The organism is Mesorhizobium kowhaii (assembly GCF_042431665.1).
Classification (GTDB): Bacteria; Pseudomonadota; Alphaproteobacteria; order Rhizobiales; family Rhizobiaceae; genus Mesorhizobium; species Mesorhizobium kowhaii.
The window spans coordinates 13,125-33,197 of sequence record NZ_JBHLYT010000060.1 but is presented as its reverse complement, the minus strand read 5'-3'; the positions used below and the strand labels follow the sequence as shown (position 1 = coordinate 33,197).

General features: G+C 62.9%; 19 protein-coding genes and 1 tRNA gene. 11 read left to right on the top strand and 9 right to left on the bottom strand.

The window, feature by feature from the left end; translation table 11 throughout:
• The first annotated feature begins 328 nt into the window (after positions 1–328).
• Entirely contained in the window at positions 329–832 is a 504-nt protein-coding gene (msrB, locus tag ACFFNA_RS33195; protein WP_378924032.1) for a peptide-methionine (R)-S-oxide reductase MsrB, read from the top strand.
• A 488-nt stretch (positions 833–1,320) separates the two neighbouring features.
• Here the strand turns inward: msrB and ACFFNA_RS33190 are convergent, their stop codons facing one another.
• Together ACFFNA_RS33190 and ACFFNA_RS33185 are read right to left on the bottom strand one after the other, a co-directional pair.
• Positions 1,321–2,916, bottom strand: coding sequence for a DHA2 family efflux MFS transporter permease subunit (locus tag ACFFNA_RS33190; RefSeq protein ID WP_111545230.1), 1,596 nt, complete (start codon positions 2,914–2,916; stop codon positions 1,321–1,323).
• 22 nt (positions 2,917–2,938) lie between these two features.
• On the bottom strand, positions 2,939–4,120 hold the full coding sequence (locus ACFFNA_RS33185; RefSeq protein ID WP_111545231.1) for an HlyD family secretion protein: 1,182 nt from the start codon (positions 4,118–4,120) through the stop codon (positions 2,939–2,941).
• Positions 4,121–4,252: 132 nt separating this feature from the next.
• Between ACFFNA_RS33185 and ACFFNA_RS33180 the strand changes: the two genes are divergently transcribed.
• Positions 4,253–4,984 carry a TetR/AcrR family transcriptional regulator gene (locus ACFFNA_RS33180; RefSeq protein WP_378924029.1) on the top strand — a complete coding sequence of 244 codons (732 nt, stop codon included), beginning with the start codon at positions 4,253–4,255 and terminating at the stop codon, positions 4,982–4,984.
• A gap of 139 nt (positions 4,985–5,123) precedes the next feature.
• Here ACFFNA_RS33180 and yihA read toward each other — a convergent pair whose 3' ends face one another.
• The 3 genes from yihA to ACFFNA_RS33165 form a co-directional block, all read right to left on the bottom strand.
• On the bottom strand, positions 5,124–5,783 hold the full coding sequence (yihA, locus tag ACFFNA_RS33175) for a ribosome biogenesis GTP-binding protein YihA/YsxC (protein ID WP_111545233.1): 660 nt from the start codon (positions 5,781–5,783) through the stop codon (positions 5,124–5,126).
• The gene (locus tag ACFFNA_RS33170) at positions 5,780–6,418 is read right to left on the bottom strand and encodes a CatB-related O-acetyltransferase (protein ID WP_111545234.1); all 639 of its coding nucleotides are present in this window, start codon (positions 6,416–6,418) and stop codon (positions 5,780–5,782) included. Before ACFFNA_RS33170 ends, yihA begins: the two co-directional genes overlap by 4 nt.
• Before the next feature lie 123 nt (positions 6,419–6,541).
• On the bottom strand, positions 6,542–6,856 hold the full coding sequence (locus tag ACFFNA_RS33165) for a hypothetical protein (RefSeq protein ID WP_378924026.1): 315 nt from the start codon (positions 6,854–6,856) through the stop codon (positions 6,542–6,544).
• Positions 6,857–7,033: 177 nt separating this feature from the next.
• Here ACFFNA_RS33165 and ACFFNA_RS33160 point away from each other — a divergent pair, with 177 nt between their 5' ends.
• From ACFFNA_RS33160 to ACFFNA_RS33150, 3 genes are read left to right on the top strand one after another with little or no spacing between them, the layout of a single operon-like run.
• Positions 7,034–7,498 (top strand): MarR family winged helix-turn-helix transcriptional regulator, encoded by a 465-nt coding sequence (locus ACFFNA_RS33160; protein WP_378924024.1) that lies wholly within the window; start codon positions 7,034–7,036, stop codon positions 7,496–7,498.
• A complete protein-coding gene (locus tag ACFFNA_RS33155) occupies positions 7,491–8,780 on the top strand; it encodes an HlyD family secretion protein (protein ID WP_378924022.1) in 1,290 nt (429 codons plus the stop codon). Before ACFFNA_RS33160 ends, ACFFNA_RS33155 begins: the two co-directional genes overlap by 8 nt.
• Positions 8,777–10,324: a DHA2 family efflux MFS transporter permease subunit gene (locus ACFFNA_RS33150; RefSeq protein ID WP_378924020.1), complete on the top strand. Its 1,548-nt coding sequence runs from the start codon at positions 8,777–8,779 to the stop codon at positions 10,322–10,324. Before ACFFNA_RS33155 ends, ACFFNA_RS33150 begins: the two co-directional genes overlap by 4 nt.
• A 127-nt stretch (positions 10,325–10,451) precedes the next feature.
• Here ACFFNA_RS33150 and yidC read toward each other — a convergent pair whose 3' ends face one another.
• Genes yidC through rpmH form a run of 3 tightly spaced genes read right to left on the bottom strand, consistent with a single transcriptional unit; the run spans position 10,452 to position 12,785 of the window.
• A complete protein-coding gene (gene yidC, locus ACFFNA_RS33145; protein WP_378924018.1) occupies positions 10,452–12,266 on the bottom strand; it encodes a membrane protein insertase YidC in 1,815 nt (604 codons plus the stop codon).
• Positions 12,267–12,280: 14 nt separating this feature from the next.
• Positions 12,281–12,634 (bottom strand): ribonuclease P protein component, encoded by a 354-nt coding sequence (gene rnpA, locus ACFFNA_RS33140; protein ID WP_111545239.1) that lies wholly within the window; start codon positions 12,632–12,634, stop codon positions 12,281–12,283.
• Between the two features lie 16 nt (positions 12,635–12,650).
• Positions 12,651–12,785, bottom strand: coding sequence for a 50S ribosomal protein L34 (gene rpmH / locus ACFFNA_RS33135; protein ID WP_008833937.1), 135 nt, complete (start codon positions 12,783–12,785; stop codon positions 12,651–12,653).
• Between the two features lie 278 nt (positions 12,786–13,063).
• Between rpmH and ACFFNA_RS33130 the strand changes: the two genes are divergently transcribed.
• Both ACFFNA_RS33130 and ACFFNA_RS33125 read left to right on the top strand, forming a co-directional pair.
• Entirely contained in the window at positions 13,064–14,557 is a 1,494-nt protein-coding gene (locus ACFFNA_RS33130; protein ID WP_111545240.1) for a sensor histidine kinase, read from the top strand.
• 279 nt (positions 14,558–14,836) lie between these two features.
• Positions 14,837–14,913, top strand: a tRNA-Arg gene (locus ACFFNA_RS33125).
• 145 nt (positions 14,914–15,058) lie between these two features.
• Here the strand turns inward: ACFFNA_RS33125 and ACFFNA_RS33120 are convergent.
• Positions 15,059–15,364 (bottom strand): pantoate--beta-alanine ligase, encoded by a 306-nt coding sequence (locus ACFFNA_RS33120; RefSeq protein ID WP_378924015.1) that lies wholly within the window; start codon positions 15,362–15,364, stop codon positions 15,059–15,061.
• Positions 15,365–15,658: 294 nt separating this feature from the next.
• Here ACFFNA_RS33120 and ACFFNA_RS33115 point away from each other — a divergent pair, with 294 nt between their 5' ends.
• The 4 genes from ACFFNA_RS33115 to nadC all read left to right on the top strand — a co-directional run bounded on the left by ACFFNA_RS33115 (position 15,659) and on the right by nadC (position 20,058).
• On the top strand, positions 15,659–16,624 hold the full coding sequence (locus ACFFNA_RS33115) for an NUDIX hydrolase (RefSeq protein WP_111545241.1): 966 nt from the start codon (positions 15,659–15,661) through the stop codon (positions 16,622–16,624).
• 67 nt (positions 16,625–16,691) lie between these two features.
• A complete protein-coding gene (nadA, locus tag ACFFNA_RS33110) occupies positions 16,692–17,666 on the top strand; it encodes a quinolinate synthase NadA (RefSeq protein ID WP_378924014.1) in 975 nt (324 codons plus the stop codon).
• A complete protein-coding gene (locus ACFFNA_RS33105) occupies positions 17,663–19,204 on the top strand; it encodes an L-aspartate oxidase (protein WP_378924013.1) in 1,542 nt (513 codons plus the stop codon). Before nadA ends, ACFFNA_RS33105 begins: the two co-directional genes overlap by 4 nt.
• On the top strand, positions 19,204–20,058 hold the full coding sequence (gene nadC, locus ACFFNA_RS33100; protein WP_378924012.1) for a carboxylating nicotinate-nucleotide diphosphorylase: 855 nt from the start codon (positions 19,204–19,206) through the stop codon (positions 20,056–20,058). The genes ACFFNA_RS33105 and nadC overlap by 1 nt, the downstream gene beginning before the upstream one ends.
• The last annotated feature ends 15 nt before the right edge of the window (positions 20,059–20,073 follow it).

Here is a 20,073-nt window from a genome sequence, read left to right as displayed (position 1 = left end):
ATGTGGACTTGTTCCGCAATTCGCCGCGAGGCCGATCCCGACAGCGTCCGAAGTGATTTCGCCGCCGCCGCTACTATTGACACAACGAGCCTCATATGAGGGGGGCGAAGATGTAACAAAGGGCTTGCTGCCGACGAAATTGCAGCAAGGGCTCTCTGCCGATTGCATGGTCTCGCTCCCGTGACCCGCAATTGACCCGCGCACTCCGCGCCGCCCACGTTCAGATGTGGAACGGCGCGGAGTGTTCGTTCGAGGGGCCACCGTCACCGGCTTTTGATTTCCGCGGGGCGGTATAGTTTGGCAAAAGAGACGACAGGAGGAACTGGTCATGAACCGTCGCGACTTTCTTTTGAGCGGTGCCGCCGCCATCGGCATCGTCGGGGCTGCCGCAACAATGCTTCGCATGGGCAATCCGCAGCCCGCACAGGCTGCCGAAACCTTCGAGGTCACCAAGACCGACGCCGAGTGGAAAGCCATCCTGTCGCCGGCCGCTTTTGATGTGCTGCGCAAGGAAGGCACGGAATATCCCGGCACCAGCCCGCTGCTCAACGAACACCGCAAGGGCATCTTTGCCTGTGCCGGCTGCGATCTGCCGGTCTATTCTTCCGAGACGAAATTCGATTCCGGCACCGGCTGGCCGAGCTTCTGGCAGGAGATACCCAAGGGCATCGGCACGACTGTGGACAGGTCGCTCGGCATGACCCGCACCGAGGCACATTGCCGCCGTTGCGGCGGCCATCTCGGCCACGTCTTCGATGACGGCCCGGCGCCGACCGGCCTGCGGCACTGCATCAACGGCGTGGCGCTGACCTTTAAGCCCGCCACGGCCTAGAATAGTTCATCGGTTCGCGGACACGCAGAACCGCTCTATTGCTGGCCTAGTTACTCGAAGATGAGTCGAACGGTCAAAGCGATTGTTACGACAAGTGGCAACACAGCGCCTAGCGCCATCATGGCAAGGATGTAGTAGAACCGGACGGGCTGGGTATCTCGGGAAACGTTGCCGGTGCGTTGGCTGACAACACCGGCCGCAGACCATCGGCGCAAGTTCGCCAAACAAATGCGAACCCACAATGGACAGCCGATCACACACGCCACCAGCAGGACGGCAAGAACCCAAGTCTCCATTAAAATAAGGTATCGCGAGATGTTTTAATCATTCGTGCAGCCGGCCCCATTGCAGCCGGTTCGTAACGGCGGTTTAGGTCCAATCGGGATACGAAAAAACTCCGGGCTTGCGGCCCGGAGTTTTTTTGCGCGGTCAGAGCTTTCGGGCGTGGACTGGAGGAGCTTCCCGAAACTGCTGTCCACGTTTGGGTATCAGTGGCCGCCACCACCACCGCCACCGACCGCTGCCGGCTTGCGGATCAGCACGGTGAACAGCCCGAGCGTCGCAAACAGCACCGTCAGCAGAAAGAACACGTCCATGAAGGACAGCAGCGCGGCCTGCTGCTGCACCATGCCCGACAGCTTGGAGATCGCAGCGCTGGTCGCGTCGAGGCCGGCGGTCTGCTCGAAATTGAGCGTCATGTTCTGCAGCTTTTGCTGCGCGGCGGCACTGCCCCACTGCACGTGCTCGGAGAGCCTTGCGTAGTGGAACGCGTTGCGGTCGATCAGCACGGTGTTGATGACGGCCAGGCCGACGGCGCCACCGAGGTTGCGGGTGAGATTGAACAGACCGGACGCATTCTTCAACCGGTCGGGCGGCAAGGTGCCGAGCGCCAGGTTGTTGATCGGTACCATGCACAGCATCATCGAACAGCCGCGCAGGATCTGCGGGATGAGCAGCTCATAAAAATCCCAGTCGGCGGTCAGATGCGTCATCCACCAGGTTCCGGTGGCGAAGCCAAAGAAGCCGATCATCATCATCAGGCGCGGGTCCATCTTGCTCGACAGGATGCCCGAGATCGGGGCGGTGACGAACATGGCCAGGCCGCTGACGAACAGCGCCTCGCCGATCATCATCGAATCGTAGCCGCGGATGCGCCCGAGGAACACCGGATAGAGATAGGTCAGGCCGTAGAGGCCGATGCCGATGACGAAGGAGAACAGCGAGCCGAAGGCAAAGTTGACGTTGCTGAACGCCTTCAGGTCGACGATCGGCTCCTCGGCGGTGAACACACGCCAGAAGAACAGCACGCCGCCCACGGTCATGACAACGGCGCAGATGAACACGCCCTGATCCTGCAGCCAGTCATTGTTGGGGCCTTCCTCGAGCACATACTCCATGCAGCCCAGGAACGCTGCCATGCCGGCGAGGCCCCACCAGTCGAACTTGCTGAACAGCTTGAGATTGGGCTTGTCGAAGTCGATCAGCGACCAGGCCGCCGTCGTCACCAGGATGCCGGGCACGACATTGATGAGGAACAGCCAATGCCAGGACATGGCATGGCTGATATAGCCGCCGACGGTCGGGCCGATGGTCGGCGCCAGCGTCGCCACCAGGCCGATCATCGGCGAGACCACGGCGCGGCGCGATGGCGGGAAAATGGTGAAGGCAGCGGCAAAGACGCTCGGGATCATGCCACCGCCGATGAAGCCCTGGACGGCACGGTAGACGATCATCTGGTCGATGTTGGTCGCGGTCGCGGCCAGCGCGCTGGCCGCGGTGAAGCCAGCCGCCGAGATCGTGAACAGCACGCGTGTCGACAGCATCCGGCTGAGGAAACCCGACAGCGGGATCATCACCACCTCGGCGATCAGATAGGCGGTCTGCACCCACGGAATCTCGTCGGAACTGGCACTCAGGCCGGCCTGGATCTCGGCCAGCGAAGCCGAGACGATCTGGATGTCCAGGATGGCCATGAACATGCCGAACACCATCGCCAGGAAGGCGATGACGCGCCGCGTCGAGATGGTGTCAGGCACAGCCGGCCTCGCCGGCGGCGCTCCTGCTGTCAGGGTTGCGGTAGCCATGGCATTGCTCCCCGGCGGCCGCTCAGTTCGAGGCCGAGGGCGCGGTACGGCTGTCGACGGCGACGACGACACTCAGGCCGGCGCGCAGCCTGCCGCTCTTCAGCACGTCGGCCGGCACATCGATGCGGACCGGGACGCGCTGCACGACCTTGGTGAAATTGCCGGTAGCGTTTTCGGGCGGCAGCAGCGAGAACACTGCACCCGAAGCCGGCGCCAGCGACGAGACGGTTCCCTCGAAATCCTGGCCGTCGGTCGCGTCGACCGCGATCTTGACCTTCTCGCCGGGAACCAGCCGGGCAAGCTGCGTCTCCTTGAAGTTGGCGACGATGTAGAGCTTGTCCATCGGCACGATGACGGCGAGCTTCTGGCCGGGGCTGACGAGATCGCCCTGCTCGACCGAGCGGTTGCCGACGACGCCGTCATAAGGCGCCTTGAGCACGGTGAAGGAAAGATCGCGCACGGCCTTGTCGTGGCCGAGCTGCAGCGATGCCAGCGTGCTTGCCGATTCGGCGCGCTGCGCCTGCAGCACACCGATATTGGCCTGTGCCGCGGCGATCTGCGCGTCGGCACCGACAAGGGCGGCATTGGCCTGCTGGACCGCAGTCTGGGCATCGTCCAGCTGTGCCTGCGTGCCGACATGCGTCTTGAGCAGTTGCGAGGCGCGCGCCGCGACCTTCGCCGCATTGTCGGCTGCGGCCTGGTCAGCGACTTTCTGTGCCTGCGCCTGCTGAAGCGAGGCGCGCGCCGCTTGCGTCTGGGCGTCGATACGGTCGAGCGTCTTGCTCAAGGTGGCGATCTGCGCCTCAGCCTGGGCGACGGCGATCTTGTAGTCGCCGTCATCGACGACGAGCAGCGGGTCGCCAGCCTTGACCTGCTGGTTCTCGCTCACCTTGACCTGATCGACATAGCCGGAAATCTTGGGTGAGATGAACGCCATGTCGGCCTGGACATAAGCGTCGTCCGTCGAAATCATGAAGCGGCCCGTGGTCCAGTAATTGTAACCGTACCAGGCGCCGGCGCTCAGCAAGGCGACGCCGATGATCGGCAGCAGCAAGGAGCGCACCGAGCGCTTCTTCTTGGCTGGTGCTTCCACCGGCGTGTTGACGGCAGGCTGGAAAGGCACTTCGGGTGCTTCCGTCGCCGGGGCGACCTTGGCATTGGGGAAAGGACGGACTTCGGCGGTGGTTGGCGCGTTCGAGGACATGACATCTCTCTAAAATAAAGCTATAATACTGAACCGTTCGGTTCGATCCGACCGTTGACATAGCGCGGAAACAGGACCATATCAAGGGCAATCGAACCGGTTGGTTCGAATTATTTTCGAGGTGTGACTTTTATGGCCGAAGCCTTACCCAAAGTTGACACGGACCTGTGCGATTTGCCGGAGAGCCTGCGTCGTGGGCGCCCGGCAGCGGGTCAGGATCCGGTCAAGCGCAGCCAGATCATCGAGGGCGCCCGTCGTGTGTTCATCGACAAGGGCTTCGAGGCCGCCTCCATGAATGACATCACACGCGAGGCCGGTGTCTCCAAAGGCACCATCTATGTCTACTTCGCCAACAAGGAAGAGCTGTTTGAAGCGCTGATCGAGGAAGAGCGCGGCACGATCTTCAAGAACATGTATGACGTGCTTGATAACGCCGACGACCTGCGCGAGACGCTGGTGAAGTTCGGCAAGGTTCTTGCCCTCAAGATCACCTCGGCCAAGGTTATCCAGGCGCAGCGCACGGTGATCGGCGCATCCGACCGGATTCCCGAGCTTGGCGCGCGTTTTTACGAACGCGGCCCCAAACGCGGTCATGACAAGGTCGCGGCCTTTCTCGATGCCGCCATCGAGCGCGGCTTGCTGCGGATCGAGGATGTCGATCTTGCCGCCTATCAGTTCACCGAACTGTGCCTGGCCGGTCTTTTCAGGCAGTGCATCTTCGCCTACCGCACCAAAGCCCCGAGCCAGGAAGAAATCGACCACATCGTCAGGTCCGGCGTCGGCATGTTCCTGAAGACCTACGGCACCGAAAGCCTTGCTGCGGAAGAAAGCCACCAGACGATTGCAATCGAGGCTAAGCCCTAGGTATTTGTTTTTACGCAATTCCCAAGGGAAAGCGCTATGCGCTTTTCCCGGGAAAACCGTTACACACTTTTCCTCGAATTGCTTGTCTGTTGAGCATGATCTTTTCCGAAAACCGGATTCCACTTTTCGGGATCATGCTCTAGCCACCATTGGCGGCCAACACGATCGCGGCCTGCAATTCCTCAAGGCCCTCGGCCTTTTCCGAAGACGTGGCCAGGACGAACGGAAATGCCGCCGGCCGCTTCTTGATCTTTGCCAGCGTCTCCTCGATCAGCCGCGGCACGCCGGCAGCCTTGATCTTGTCGGTCTTGGTCAGCACGATCTGGTAGGACACCGCCGCCTTGTCGAGCAGCGACAGCACTTCGTCGTCCTTGGCCTTGATGCCGTGGCGGGCGTCGATCAGCACATAGACCCGCTTCAGCGTGACGCGGCCCTTGAGATAGTCGAAGACCAGCTTGGTCCACTCGTCGACCTTCTCCTTAGGCGCGGTGGCGTAGCCATAGCCCGGCATGTCGACCAGCGCCAAGGGCGGCAGGTCGGCGCCCTCGCCGGAAAATCCATCCGGCACGAAATAGTTGAGCTCCTGCGTGCGCCCAGGCGTGTTGGAGGTGCGCGCCAGCCCCTTCTGATTGACCAGCGCGTTGATCAGCGACGACTTGCCGACATTCGAGCGGCCGGCAAAGGCGATTTCCGGCGGCCCTTCCGGCGGAAGGAACTTCATTGCCGGCACGCCGCGGATGAATATCCACCCACGCGTAAACAGTTCGGTGCCGATCACGGTGTTGTTCAGAGCGTTCAAGCTGCTGCCTCCAGAAGAGAAATATCGGCACCCCTGATAGCATCGAGGTTGCGGCTGATCTTGTCCACCGGCCAGTCCCACCACGCCACCGCCAGCAGCCGCCTGATCGTCCGGTTGTCGAAACGCAACTTCACCATTTTGGCCGCGTTGCCGGCGACAATCGCATAGGGCGGCACGTCGTGCGTCACCACCGATTTCGCGGCAATGATGGCGCCATCGCCGATCGTCACGCCGGGCAGGATCACCGCGTCCATGCCGATCCAGACATCGTTGCCGAGCACGGTGTCGCCGCGCACTTCCTTCGACCAGGTCGCCGGGTCAAAACCCTTTTCCCAGCCATGGCCGAAAATATTGAACGGATAGGTCGAAAAACCGGACATGGCGTGATTGGCGCCGTTCATGATGAAGCGCGCGCCCTCGGCGATGGCGCAGAACCTGCCGATGATGAGCTTGTCGCCAATGAACGGATAATGATGCAGCACGCATTTCTCGGCGAATTTGTCCGGCCCGTCCGGATCGTCATAATAGGTGAAATCGCCGATCTCGATGTTCGGCGCGCTCACCAGTCCCTTGAGGAAGCCGACGCGGGTGTGCATCGGGATCGGATGCTTGATGTCAGGGTTGGGTCCGTCCATGTCGAGGTCCGTCGATCAATTGGCCGCCAGGCACAGCGAAGTTCGCATGCGCCGGTTCAAAATAGCGTGATCCGCCCTATAGCACCAATCGGCTGACGAGCTAGCCTTGCGTGGCGGCGTTGCTCATTTGCTGCCGCGGCAGATCACGATCGGATCGGAGAGAGCGCTGTCGAAACCGCTGCCCTGGTAGACGGTGACGTTCGAAGCCCCGGGCGGCAGCATGAAGGTGCCTTCGGCGATTTTCTGATCGCCGGCCGGCGTGTGCAGAGCCCAGCTATACGTGCAAAACTGAGGCGGCGCCTGGGGTTCGACGTGGCTGCAGTTCAATTGCGCCCCACCCAGCATGGCGGCGCCGCCGCAGCTGACCGCCTCCTTTGCGAGCGCAATGCCAGGCCATCCTGCGAGGGCCGCCACGGTCGCGATCTTGAGCCAATTCATCGTCATATCCTCGTCCGGCAACTGCCTGTCGCGGGACCTTTCTGTTGCGCCGCAGCGCGTGCGACATTTTTTCCGAGCGGACTTAGTGCGTCTTGTGCACCGCGTCCAGCGGGATTATGTGCATGATGATAATAAGCATGCTCACTAAAAGTCGCACCCAGAAATCCAGCCCCTCCCATGCCATCGTCACCCAACATCAGCTTCGTGCTGCACGATGTCGCGCGTCTGCTTCGAAAGCGGTTCGAGCAGCGTTCGCGGGCGTCGGGGCTGACCCGCGCCCAGTGGCAAGTGCTGGCCTATCTGTCCCTGCACGAAGGCATCCACCAGAACAGACTGGCCGACCTGATCGAGATCATGCCGATCACGCCCGCCCGGCTGCTCGACAAGATGGAGGCGCGCGGCTTCATCGAGCGCCGGCCCAATCCTGCCGATCGCCGGGCATGGCTGCTTTACCTGACGCCGCAAGCCCATCCGTTGCTCGAAATCATGCGCAGCAACGGCCAGAAAACGCGTGACGAGGCCATTGTCGGCCTTTCCGCGGATGCCCAGCGGCATCTGCTGCAAACCCTATCCCTAATCAAATCCAATCTGCTCGAGGCTTGCGCCCAGCCAGCCGTCGACCGGGAGAAAGTACATGGCTGATTCAACCTCACCCAAACAGCCCGCCAAGGACGAAGCTTCGGATCGGAAGAGCGACCAGATCATCCGGCTGGATAGCGAACGCGAACAGAGGCGAGCCAACACCGTCATCGCCGGTGACGAACTGGAAGCACCGGTTGCCCTCGCGCCGGCGGCGCTGGAGGCTCCCTCCAAGGAGCCGCAGCCGCAAGCCGCGGTTGCCGTTGCACCCCCGGCGCCGGTCAAGCCCAGGCGCAGCCTGACACGGCCGATCCTCTTCGCCCTGCTTCCGGTCGCGCTGGTTGTCGGCGGCTATTCCTATGTCGTCGGCGGCCAGGTCATGACATCGGACAATGCCTACATCCAGGCGCAGTCGCTCGGGGTTTCCACCGACGTCTCCGGCACCGTCTCCGAGATCGACGTGCACGAGAACGAGGCGGTGAAGAAGGGCGACGTGCTTTTCCGCTTGAGGCCGGCCTCCTTCGATACCGCTCTCGCCGCGGCCCAGGCCCAGCTCGGGACGGTGCGCAACCAGGTGCTGACCTTGCAGGCAAGTTACCAGCAGTCGCTGGCGCAGATCGAGCAGGCGCAGGCCGATATTCCCTATTTTGAGGCCGCTTTCAAACGCCAGCAGGATCTGCTCGAGACCTCCACTGCCTCCAAGGCGACTTTCGACAGCGCTCAGCACGACCTCGATGCCGCCCGCCAGAAAGTGTCCGTCGCCAAGGCGCAGGCACAGGCGACGCTTGCCCAGCTGGGTGGCGACGCCAACCAGCCGGTCGAGAAGAACCCCTTCTACCTGCAGGCCCAGTCGGCCGTGGACGACGCCCAGCGCAACCTCGACGATGCCGTCGTCAAGGCGCCGTTCGACGGCATCGTCACCAATGTGGATATGCTTCAAGTCGGCAAGTATCTGCCGGCGTCGCAGCCGGCGTTCAGCCTGGTGTCGGCGACCGACCTTTGGATCGCGGCGGAGCCGAAGGAAACCGAACTGACCTATGTGCGGCCAGGGCAGACGGCGACGATCAGCGTCGACAGCTATCCAGGTAGCGTCTGGCATGGCACGGTCGCCTCCATCAGCCCGGCCTCGTCGTCGAGCTTCTCGCTGCTTCCGGCGCAGAACACCACCGGCAACTGGGTCAAGGTCGTGCAGCGCATCCCGATGCGCGTGACGGTCGACGATCCGCAGGGCGAGCCGCCGCTGCGCGGCGGGATGAGCGTCGAGGTCGGCATCGATACCGGCCATGCGCGCGGCCTGCCGGACTTCGTCACGGATCTCATCAACCGGTTCGAGCAGAAGTCATGACCGGCGCGTCCGCGACAGGTGGCACATCGGTGATCGCCAATCGCGGCGCCATCACCGCTTGCGTGATCCTGGCCACCATCATGCAGGCGCTGGATACGACCATCGCCAACGTGGCGCTTCCCTATATCCAGGGCAGCGTTTCGGCGAGCGCCGACCAGATCAACTGGGTGCTGACGTCCTACATCGTCGCCGCGGCCGTCATGACGCCGCCCTCGGGTTACCTTGCCAATCGTTTCGGCCGCAAACGCGTCCTGCTGACCGCCATCACCGGCTTCGTCGTCGCTTCGGTGCTTTGCGGCTTCGCGCAATCGCTGCCGCAGATCGTCGGCTTCCGCCTGCTGCAAGGTCTGTTCGGTGCGGCTTTGGTGCCACTGTCGCAGAGCATCCTGCTCGACATCTACAGCGTGGAAGAGCGCGGCTCGGCCATGGCGCTGTTCGGCGTTTCCATCATGGTCGGGCCGGTGCTCGGGCCGGTCATCGGCGGCTGGCTGACCGAAAATGTCAGCTGGCGCTGGGTGTTCTACATCAACGTCCCGATCGGCATGCTGGCTTTCGCCGGCGTGTCGATGTTCGTCCAGGAAACCAAGACCGACCTCAAGGCAAGGCTGGACTGGCTGGGATTCGGCATGCTCAGCCTCACCATCGCATCGCTGCAGATGTTTCTCGATCGCGGCGAGCAGCTCAACTGGTTCTCGTCATCCGAGATCATCGTCGAGGCGCTGATCTGCGCGTCGGCCTTCTACATCTTCCTCGTCCACACCTTCACCGCCCGCAACTCGTTCGTGAACCCAAGGCTCTTCCTTGACCGGAATTTCGCCGTCGGCATGGTCTTCATTTTCATCGTCGGCATCACCTATCTCGCCTCGCTGGCCCTGATGACGCCCTATCTGCAGACGCTGATGGGCTATCCGGTGGTGACGGCCGGCATCGTCATGGGGCCGCGCGGCCTTGGCACCATGGCTTGCATGTTCCTCGTCGGCAGGCTGATCGGCAAGGTGGATACGCGCTGGCTTCTCCTGACCGGCCTGCTGATCACCGCCTGGGCGATGTACGACATGACAGGCTGGACCCCTGATGTCTCGCAATGGACGATCATCAGCACCGGCTTCATCCAGGGTGCGGGGCTCGGCTTCCTGTTCGTTCCGCTGACCACCATCACCTTCGCCACGCTGGCGCCGGAGCGGCGCGCGGAAGGCACCGGACTGTACAATCTGTCGCGAAACATCGGCTCCAGCGTCGGCATATCGGTCGTCACCGCGCTGTTGACGCAGAACGTGCAGGTCAACCACGCCAACATCGCCACCTACGTGACGCCCTACAACCAGGCGTTCAGCAACCCGGCGATCTTCCAGGCGATGAACCCTTACAGTGCCGCCGGCCGTGCCGCGCTCGACGGCGTGGTGACGTTGCAGGCGACGATCATCAGCTACATGAACGACTTCAAGCTGATGATGATCCTGTCGCTTGCCGCCGTTCCGCTGGTTCTATTGCTGCGCAAGCCGGTGACGCCGGCCAAGGTCGACCACAGCGCCGTCATGGAGTGATGCGTTGGCAACGGTCGAGGCCGCCCCGAGACCGCGTTCAGTTTCGCCGATCACAGGAACGTGAGCCGACCCCAGCCCGAACAAAAAAAGCCCCGGACCAGCCGGGGCTCTTTGAAAGAGAGGTCTGCTATTCCGCCGGCGACGGTTTCTTTCGAAACAGTGCGACCAGATTGTCCCACAGTTCGATCTTGGCGCCCTGGCGCTTCATGATCACGCCTTGCTGGAGGATCGACAGCGTGTTGTTCCAGGCCCAGTAGATGACCAGACCGGCCGGGAAACCCGCCATCATGAAGGTGAAGATGACCGGCATCCAGGTGAAGATCGCGGCCTGCGTCGGATCCGGCGGCGTCGGGTTCATGCGCATCTGCAGGAACATGGTAACGCCCATGATCAGCGGCCAGACGCCGATCATCAGCATGTGCGGCAGAGTGAGCGGAACGAGGCCGAACAGGTTGAAGATCGACGTCGGATCCGGTGCCGCCAGATCCTGGATCCAGCCGAAGAACGGCGCATGGCGCATCTCGATGGTGATGTAGAGCACCTTGTAGAGCGAGAAGAAGACCGGGATCTGCAACGCCACCGGCCAGCAGCCGGCCAGCGGATTGATCTTCTCGGTCTTGTACAGCTCCATCATCGCCTGCTGCTGCTTCATCTTGTCGTCCGCGTATTTCTCGCGGATCTCCAGCATCTTGGGCTGCACCTTCTTCATGTTCGCCATCGACGCGTAGGACTTGTTGGCGAGCGGGAAGAAAATGGCCTTGACGATGACGGTGGTGGCGAGGATCGCCAGGCCGAAATTGCCGAAGAATTTGTAGAGCGTGTCGATCAGCCAGAACATCGGCTTGGTGATGAAGTGGAACCAGCCCCAGTCGATCAAGAGGTCGAACCGCTTGATGTGGCGGTCTTCCGCGTAGGCGTTGATCTTGCCGACCTCCTTGGCGCCGGCGAAGATTTCGCTCTCCAGCGTCGCCGACTGACCCGCATCGACGGTGATCGGGTCGGTCAGGAAGTCGGATTGGTAGCGATGGCGGCCGTCCTCGAAATAAGCAAAGCGCGGCTGGAACGGCTGCTTCTCGCTCGGCACCAGCGTCACCGCCCAGTATTTGTCGGTGATGCCGAGCCAGCCGTCGGTCGACTTGCCGGGCGTCGCCTGCTTGTCCTTCTCGATCGACGCGTATTTGTGTTCCTGCAGGCCTTCCGTGCCGGTGAAGCCGATCAGGCCTTCATGAAGCACGTAGGTGCTGGCGACGGCCGGCTTGTCGAAACGGGTGACACGGCCGTAATTGGACAAGGAGACGGCAGCCGCGCCCGAATTCTGGATCGTGTCGGAAACCGTGAACATGTAGTTGGTGTCGACGGAAAAGGTGCGCTTGAAGGTCAGGCCCTTGTCGTTCGAATAGGTCAGCGTGACCGGCGTTGTCGCGGTCAGCGTCGCATTGCCATCGACGGTCCACACCGTCTCGGGACCGGGCACCGCGCCGGTCTTGTCGTTGCCGACAAAGCCGATCTCGGCATAATAGCCATTGGGCAGTGCCGCCGGGTTGAGCAGGCTGATCTCGGGCGAATTCTTGTCGACCGTCTCGGTGTAGTGCTTGAGCTTGAGGTCGTCGAGACGGGCACCGGTGAGGTTGATCGAGCCCTCGAGGCTCGGTGTGTCGATCTTGACGCGCTTGCTGGTCTCCAGCGCCTGTTCGCGGCCGGCCGGCGTCACGGCGTCGGTGCCGGGTGCGTTGGGAATGGCGCCAGGTGCGACGGGCGTTCCGGTATCGGCGCCGGGATTGGCGGCATCGGCGGCCTTCTTCTGCTCTTCGACGCGCTGCTGCTCGATGCGGGCCGCCTCGCGCTGCTGCTCGCTGCGCGGCAGCACATAAAAATATTGCCACACCGCCAGGATCAGCACCGACAGCGCGATGGTGATGAAGAAGTTCCGGTTGTTTTCCATCGAAAGCCCTTGGCCTATCGTGTTCCGCGCAATCGGCGGGAGAGTTCGGCCTTCAACTGGCCGAACGGAATGGTAAGCACGTCTTCGCGCCCGACGATGACATAGTCATTGCCAGGCGCCATGTCACTTGCCGCATGCGTACGGACGGCTTCTCGCAGCCGCCGCCGGACGCGGTTGCGGACAACCGCATTGCCGACCTTCTTGGTGACGGTATAGCCGACGCGCGGCGACAGGCCGTCGCCGCGATCGAGAACCTCAACGAGAAAAAGCCGCCCGCGTCGCTTTTCACCACGACGGACAGCCAGGAATTCCGCGCGCTTCAGAAGCCGCTTGGGATTTGGTCCCACTGGCTTGCCGGATGCGGGCAACGATCTCGTCTTCCGTTCAGGCGCTAAGCCGCTTGCGACCGCGGTTGCGGCGAGCTGCGACGACGCCGCGACCACCCTTGGTGGCCATGCGGGCACGGAAGCCGTGCCGACGTTTGCGGACGAGTTTAGACGGTTGGTAGGTACGCTTCATTTGTTTTAATACCGCGGGGTGCGGCCCTTCTTGATTCTGTCACTGTGTAACAGGAGCTTTGCCGGGCCGGCTTTGGCGCGATCGAAACCGCGCCGGGACGAATGGCCCGAGCGTGAGCGGGCTTATAGAAAGAAGGGTTTTGGAAGTCAATCCGGCGTCGTCAGGCCGAAGCCGGTCGTCGTTCAGGCCAGTTTATGTTTCCGATCAAGGATGAAATTGGCAAAAAAGCCGTAATCGCCTAATCTGCGTTGATCAAGTGATTGTGAAGATAGAGTCGCATGAGCGAAACCATACAAGCGGAGGAAAGGATCGACACGGCGGCGCCAGCCACCGTGCGCACGGTACCGCTGTCGCGCGGCCTGTCGACCAAGCTGCTGCTCCTGACCATCGTCTTTGTGCTTCTGGCCGAAGTGCTGATCTTCCTGCCGTGGATCGCCAGCTACCGGCTGAACTGGCTGAAGGAGCGGCTGAGCACGGCGGCAGCGGTGTCGATCGTGCTGGTGCAAGGTGAATCCACCTCGCTGTCGCGTACGGCCCAGAACGACGTGCTGATGGCGATCGGCGCCAAGGCGATCGCGGTGCGTGACGGCGGCGTCTCGCGGCTGCTTGTGGTGGCCGAGATGCCGCCGAAGGTCGACGAACATGTCGACATCGCCTCGATCGGCATGATCAAGGGCATGACCGGCGCGCTCGACACGCTGTTTTTCGGCGGCAACCGCATGCTGCGCGTTTTCGGCCCGGTCGGCGACAGCGACAAGGAGTTCGAGCTGATCATGCCAGACAACAGTCTGCGCAATGCCATGCTCCGATATTCGCGCAATGTCGCCTTCGTCTCGCTGCTGATCTCGCTGTTCACCGCAATGCTGGTCTATGCCGCGATCGACCTGATCATGATCGGGCCGATCCGGACGATGACGCGCTCGATGCTGTCCTTCTCGGAGGCTCCCGACGATCCCGGACGCATCATCCATCCCGCTGCCCGCGCCGACGAGATCGGCGTTGCCGAGCGCGAGCTGTCACAGATGCAGGAGCGGCTGCAAAAGATGCTCTCCGAGCAGAAGCACCTTGCCGACCTCGGCCTGGCCGTGTCGAAGATCAACCATGACATGCGCAACATCCTGGCCTCGGCGCAGCTGATGTCGGACCGTCTGCGCCAGGTCAAGGACCCAACCGTGCAGGCCTTCGCGCCGAAACTCCTGCGCGCGCTCGACCGCGCCGTGTCCTACTCCGAAGGCGTGCTGGCCTATGGCCGCACACAGGAGCCGCCGCCTTCGCGCCGCAGGCTCAGGCTGCGCCAGCTGGTCGAGGACGTGCACGGCCTGCTCGACATCGAGCAGGGCATCGAGTTCGTCAACGCCATCGAGCCGTCCTTCGAGGTGGATGCCGATTCCGATCAGCTGTTCCGCGTGCTCACCAATCTCTGCCGGAATTCCGTGCAGGCCATGGCGTCGGACAATGAAAGCGCGCTGGTCCGCCGCCTGGCGGTGTCGGCCGTGCGCCTGGGCAGCGTCAGCCGCATCGCCGTCACCGACACCGGCCCCGGCCTGCCACCCAAGGCGCGGGAAAACCTGTTCGCGGCCTTTCGCGGCTCGGCCCGCAGCGGCGGCACCGGCCTTGGCCTGGCGATCGCGCATGAACTGATCCGTGCGCATGGCGGCACGGTGGAGCTGGTCGAGAGCATTGGCGGGCGCACCACATTCGCGGTCAGCATTCCCGACCAGCCGGTCCGGCTCGACCAGGCCCGCAGCAACGGCCTGCGCCGCCCGGCATGATCGTGTTCGGGCGCTGTTTCGCCCGATGCTCTCCCCTCAGGCCCCCGCCCATTTCTCAGGGATCGGTGCTTTTCCCTTCAAGGATTGAGATCGGGCCCTCGACTTCGAGGCCGTTTCGAAGCGCCGGAATCCGGGCTGTGATCGCCGACCAGGGCCCCTGCGACAAAACTTTTGCCGGATCGGCTTGCTTTTCGGAAATTCAGTCGCTAGGGAACACGTCTCGTCGCGGCCGGTCGTTCACGATCAGATCGCGGGGGCATGGAAAGCATGGCCCATTGCGCGCCCGTAGCTCAGCTGGATAGAGCACCAGACTACGAATCTGGGGGTCAGGAGTTCGAATCTCTTCGGGCGCGCCATTCCATCTAATCGAAATCGTTAACATTTTTTACAATCAACCGGCTGCGGCACCGGCTTAATTTTGAGCATTCAGCCGGTTTTGGAAGAACGGACATCCCTTCGAGTTATGTCGCAGCTTGGCGTACGCTCGACCGGGGCAAGACCCTAACATTGTCGATCAGCCGCGTCTCGCCAAGCCACGCCGCAAAAAGCAGTCGCGCAGGCCGGTCGAGGTCGTGCAGCGGGCCGCAAATCCTCCTCCACCCGCAGCTCCAGATATTCGACTTGCGCGTAGCCGGCGGCAAGGATCGCCGCCCGCGCCTCAACAAGCTTTGGGCCAACCGGCGCCCCGCGCGCGAGTTGCTCCGCCGCGTCGAACAGCACCGATGCAAGTTTCGGCGCGGCCTGTCGCTCGGCGGGCGTGAGGCGGACATTGCGCGACGAGAGAGCCAGCCTGTCAGCCTCGCGCACCGTCGAGCAGCCGACGACGGCGATTGGAATGTCCAGTGCCTTCTTGGCGTAAAGCGACCCCCGGCGGCGTCACCGCCCTCACATGGTGCGTCGCGCTCATGGCATCCTTCCCTTACGTAAGCCACCCGGCGCTCGCATTTGGCATAGATTTGTGCGGATGCGAAGGGCAAAGACCTGCAGTGACTGCACTGTGCCGTTCCGCGCGAACGTTGACGGGCAGCAGGCGGCAGTCCACCCTTCGCTCACGTTGGTTCCTTCGGGGCGCCACGATTTTCGGAACTCCATCGGACCCAAATGCAAGACACGACGACACAGGCGACGAAGCGCGCCGCAACAACCAACCGCAGCCGGGCCGTCAGTGCGGACCTGATCGCTGTTGTCATTGCCGTGACGAATGGTGAACCACGCGTTCTGACCATCGGACAGGCGGACGCTTTGCCGTCTGGCCCTTTTGAGCTCGGCCATCGCTCCTTGCAGTCGGGTCTGCGGGCGTGGGTAGAGCGGCAGACCGGTCATCCGCTGGGCTATATCGAACAACTCTATACTTTCGCCGACCGAGACCGGATCGGCGACGAGCGCGTGCAGATCTCGATCAGCTATCTCGGCCTGACGCGGGAAGAGCAGGCCGAGAGGTCTCCAACGCATGGCTGGCGCGGCTGGTACGACTATTTTCCGTGGGAAGATCACCGTGCGGGCGTGCCGTCCGTCCTGCCTGATATCCTCATGCCCCGACTTTTGGTCTGGACCGATGAAGCCGAAGACATGAACATGCGCCGTGATCGCCGGCAGCGCGTGGCATATGCCTTCGGCCTGGATGATCGCGACTGGAACGAGGAACTCGTCCTGCAGCGATACGAACTGCTCTATGAAGCCGCGCTGGTTGCCGAAGCCACCCGTCACTCGGACGATGGCAGCCCGCTATCTGTCTCCGGTCGACCGATGATCGCCGACCATCGCCGTATTCTGGCGACCGGAATCGCCAGGCTTCGAACCAAGATCAAATACCGGCCCGTCGTCTTCGAACTGATGCCACCGGCATTCACGCTGCTGCAGTTGCAGCGCACCGTCGAAGCGCTCGCCGGCAGGCTCGTGCACAAGCCGAATTTCCGGCGTCTCATCGAACAGCAGGACCTGGTCGAGGAGACAGGCGAGACGGTGGCGGATACAGGCGGGCGCCCGGCCAAGCGTTTCCGCTTCCGCCAGACGGTTCTGGCGGAACGAGCAGTCGCAGGGACGAAATTGCCACTTTCGCGCGCTTGACATTGCTTATACTCAAGCTAAGTATATGCCATAGTTATACTCACATAGAGCATAAGGAACGCCGGGCATGCTCAACGTCTCCACGCGCACGGCCGCGCTCTATGATCGCGTGCGGCGGGTCATCCCGCCCATCGAATGGCCGACCTTCGCCGACGATATCGAGGCCATTCTCGATCTGAAACGGCAGCGAAACGCCGTCATCCTGGCGCACAACTACCAGACGCCGGAGATCTTCCACTGTGTCGCCGACATCGTCGGCGACAGCCTGGCGCTTGCCCGCAAGGCGATGACGGCCGAAGCCGATGTCATCGTGCTGGCAGGCGTGCATTTCATGGCCGAGACGGCTAAGCTGCTCAATCCGCAAAAGACGGTACTCATTCCCGACCTGCGCGCAGGCTGTTCGCTGGCCGACTCGATTACTGCCGAAGACATTCGCCTGCTTCGGCAGCGCTATCCCGGCGTACCGGTCGTCACCTATGTCAACACGTCAGCCGACGTGAAAGCCGAGTCCGATATCTGCTGTACCTCCGGCAATGCGAAAGCCGTAGTGGAGTCTCTTGGCGTTCCCCGGGTGATCATGTTGCCGGACGAGTATCTGGCCCAGAACATCGCCGCCCAGACCGACGTGCAGATCATCGCCTGGAAAGGGCATTGCGAGGTGCATGAGCGCTTCACGCCTGCCGACATCCGCCAGCTTCGCGAGGACCATCCCGGTGTGACGGTGCTGGCCCATCCCGAATGTCCGCCTGAAGTGGTGGCCGAGGCTGACTTCTCCGGTTCGACGGCTGCCATGTCCGACTATGTCGGGCAGCAAAAGCCGGCGCGGGTCGTGCTGATGACGGAGTGCTCGATGAGCGACAATGTCGCGGTCGAGCATCCCGAGGTCGAGTTCATCCGGCCCTGCAATCTGTGCCCTCACATGAAGCGGATAACGCTCGCCAACATCCGTGAGGCGCTCGAACAGAACCGCCACGTCGTGACCATCGCACCCGAGATCGCCGGTCGCGCGCGGCTGGCTGTCGAGCGGATGCTGGCTGTATGAGCGTGGACGTCCGCGATCTCGCCCGCCGCCCGGTCATCATCGGCGGCGGCATAGCCGGACTGATGACTGCGCTGCACATGGCGCCTGAGCCGGTGTTTCTCCTGTCGAGATCGCCGCTAGGCGCGGATGCGTCGAGCGCTTGGGCGCAGGGCGGACTTGCCGCCAGCCTAGGCGACAATGATGAACCGGCGCTCCATCTTGCCGACACGCTCGCTGCAGGCGACGGCCTTTGCGATGCGGATACAGCAAGGCGCATCGTGTACGCGGCGCCCGCGGCGATCGAGGATCTGGCGCGCCTTGGGGTTCGCTTCGATCGGACACCCGAAGGAGCGCTGCGCCTCGGGTTGGAAGCCGCGCACAGCCGACGGCGCATCGTTCATGCCGACGGCGACGGGAGCGGACGGGAGGTCATGCGCGCACTTGTTGCTGCCGTGCGTTCCACCCCGTCGATTGTGGTCGTGGAAGGCGTGGAAGCGCGTCGATTGGCTGTGGAGGACGGCAGGATCACCGGGGTGCTGGCGAGCTGTTCGACGGGTCCGGTGTTCTTCGCCACAGGACGGGTCGTTCTCGCCACAGGCGGGATCGGTGGCTTGTTCCACGACACGACAAACCCGCTCGGCAGTTGCGGACAGGGGCTGGCGCTCGCAGCGCGCGCGGGTGCTGTGCTTGCCGACCTGGAGTTCATCCAGTTCCACCCGACCGCGCTTGACGGGCCGGACCGTCCGATGCCGCTTATCAGCGAGGCGGTTCGCGGCGAAGGCGCAACACTTGTCGACGAGACAGGCCGGCGTTTCCTCGACGGCGTGCGGGGTGCCGAGCTCGCGCCGCGCGATATCGTCGCACGCGCCGTATGGAGGCATCTTGCGAACGGCCATCGCGTTTTCCTCGACGTACGCGAAAAGCCAGGCGCGACATTCGCGCAGCATTTTCCAACGATCGCGTCAGCCTGCAACAAGGCCGGCATCGATCCGGCCCATGACCTCATTCCCATCCGGCCGGCGCAGCACTATCACATGGGTGGCGTCGCCGCAGATCTGGCCGGGCGTACTTCCGTTCCGGGACTTTGGGCCTGTGGAGAGGTCGCCTCGACCGGGCTGCACGGCGCCAACCGGCTTGCCAGCAACTCGCTGACCGAGGCCGTCGTCTGCGCGCGCTGGGTTGCCGAGAGTGTAGCCGCTTCGCCTGAGCACCGCGGAAAGCCAGCGATGGCCTCTGACCTGCCCGCGCCGGATCCAAGGCGTGTGCGCCCTCTCCTGTCACATGCTCTCGGCGTAACGCGGGATGGTGAAGGTTTGAAAGAGGCTGCGCGCGCCTTGTTGCTGCTGTTGCAGCGGCACGACGCAGCGTCCGATCCCGCCGCCGTGGGGCTGATGATCGCGGTTGCCGCCTTGCTGCGCCGCGAAAGCCGTGGCGCTCACTACCGGACCGACTTTCCCCATCAAGCGGCCGTCGCCCGCCGTTCCGAAATCACGCTCGACGCGGCCATGTTTGCGGCGCGGGAACTCGCCAACTCTCCAATGCTGGAAAGCGTCGCTTGATGAACCTATCCCCCCTTCCAACGATCATGCTCGAGCCTCTGGTGCGGGCAGCTCTGCTCGAGGACCTTGGCAGGGCCGGTGATTTGACCACCGATGCCATCGTACCGAAGGACCATCATGCGACAACGGTGCTGACTGCGCGCGAGGCCGGAACTGTAGCCGGTCTCGATATGGCGATGCTCGCTTTCAGGCTGATCGACCAGAATGTCGAGATGACAGTGGAGCGAGCGGACGGCAGCAACATCGCGCAAGGTGAGACCATCGCATCGGTCAGCGGTCCGGCCCGGGCCATACTCACCGCGGAACGGACGGCGCTCAATTTTCTCTGCCATTTGAGCGGCATCGCCACGGCGACGGCATCGGTCGTCGCGGCGGTCCGCGGCCACGGCGCAAAAATCGTCTGCACGCGCAAGACAACGCCTGGATTACGGGCCGTCGAAAAATACGCCGTGCGCGCCGGTGGCGGCTCTAATCACCGTTTCGGCCTCGATGACGCCATCCTGATCAAGGACAACCACATCGCCATCGCCGGCGGAATTCGCCCCGCGCTGGAGCGCGCGCGAAGCAGCGTCGGCCATCTCGTCAAGATCGAAGTCGAGGTCGACACACTGGCCCAACTGGAAGAGGCCATGGCCCTCACCCCCGACGCCGTCCTGCTCGACAACATGTCGGTCGACGAGCTTCGCCAGGCGGTGGCCATGGTTGCCGGCCGCGCCACAACCGAGGCGTCGGGCAGGATCACCGCCGCGATTGCGCCAGCCGTTGCCGCAACTGGTATCGATCTGATTTCCATCGGCTGGTTGACTCACAGCGCGCCGATCCTCGATATCGGCCTCGACTACCGTCAGCCTTAACCCTCGAGGCTGACC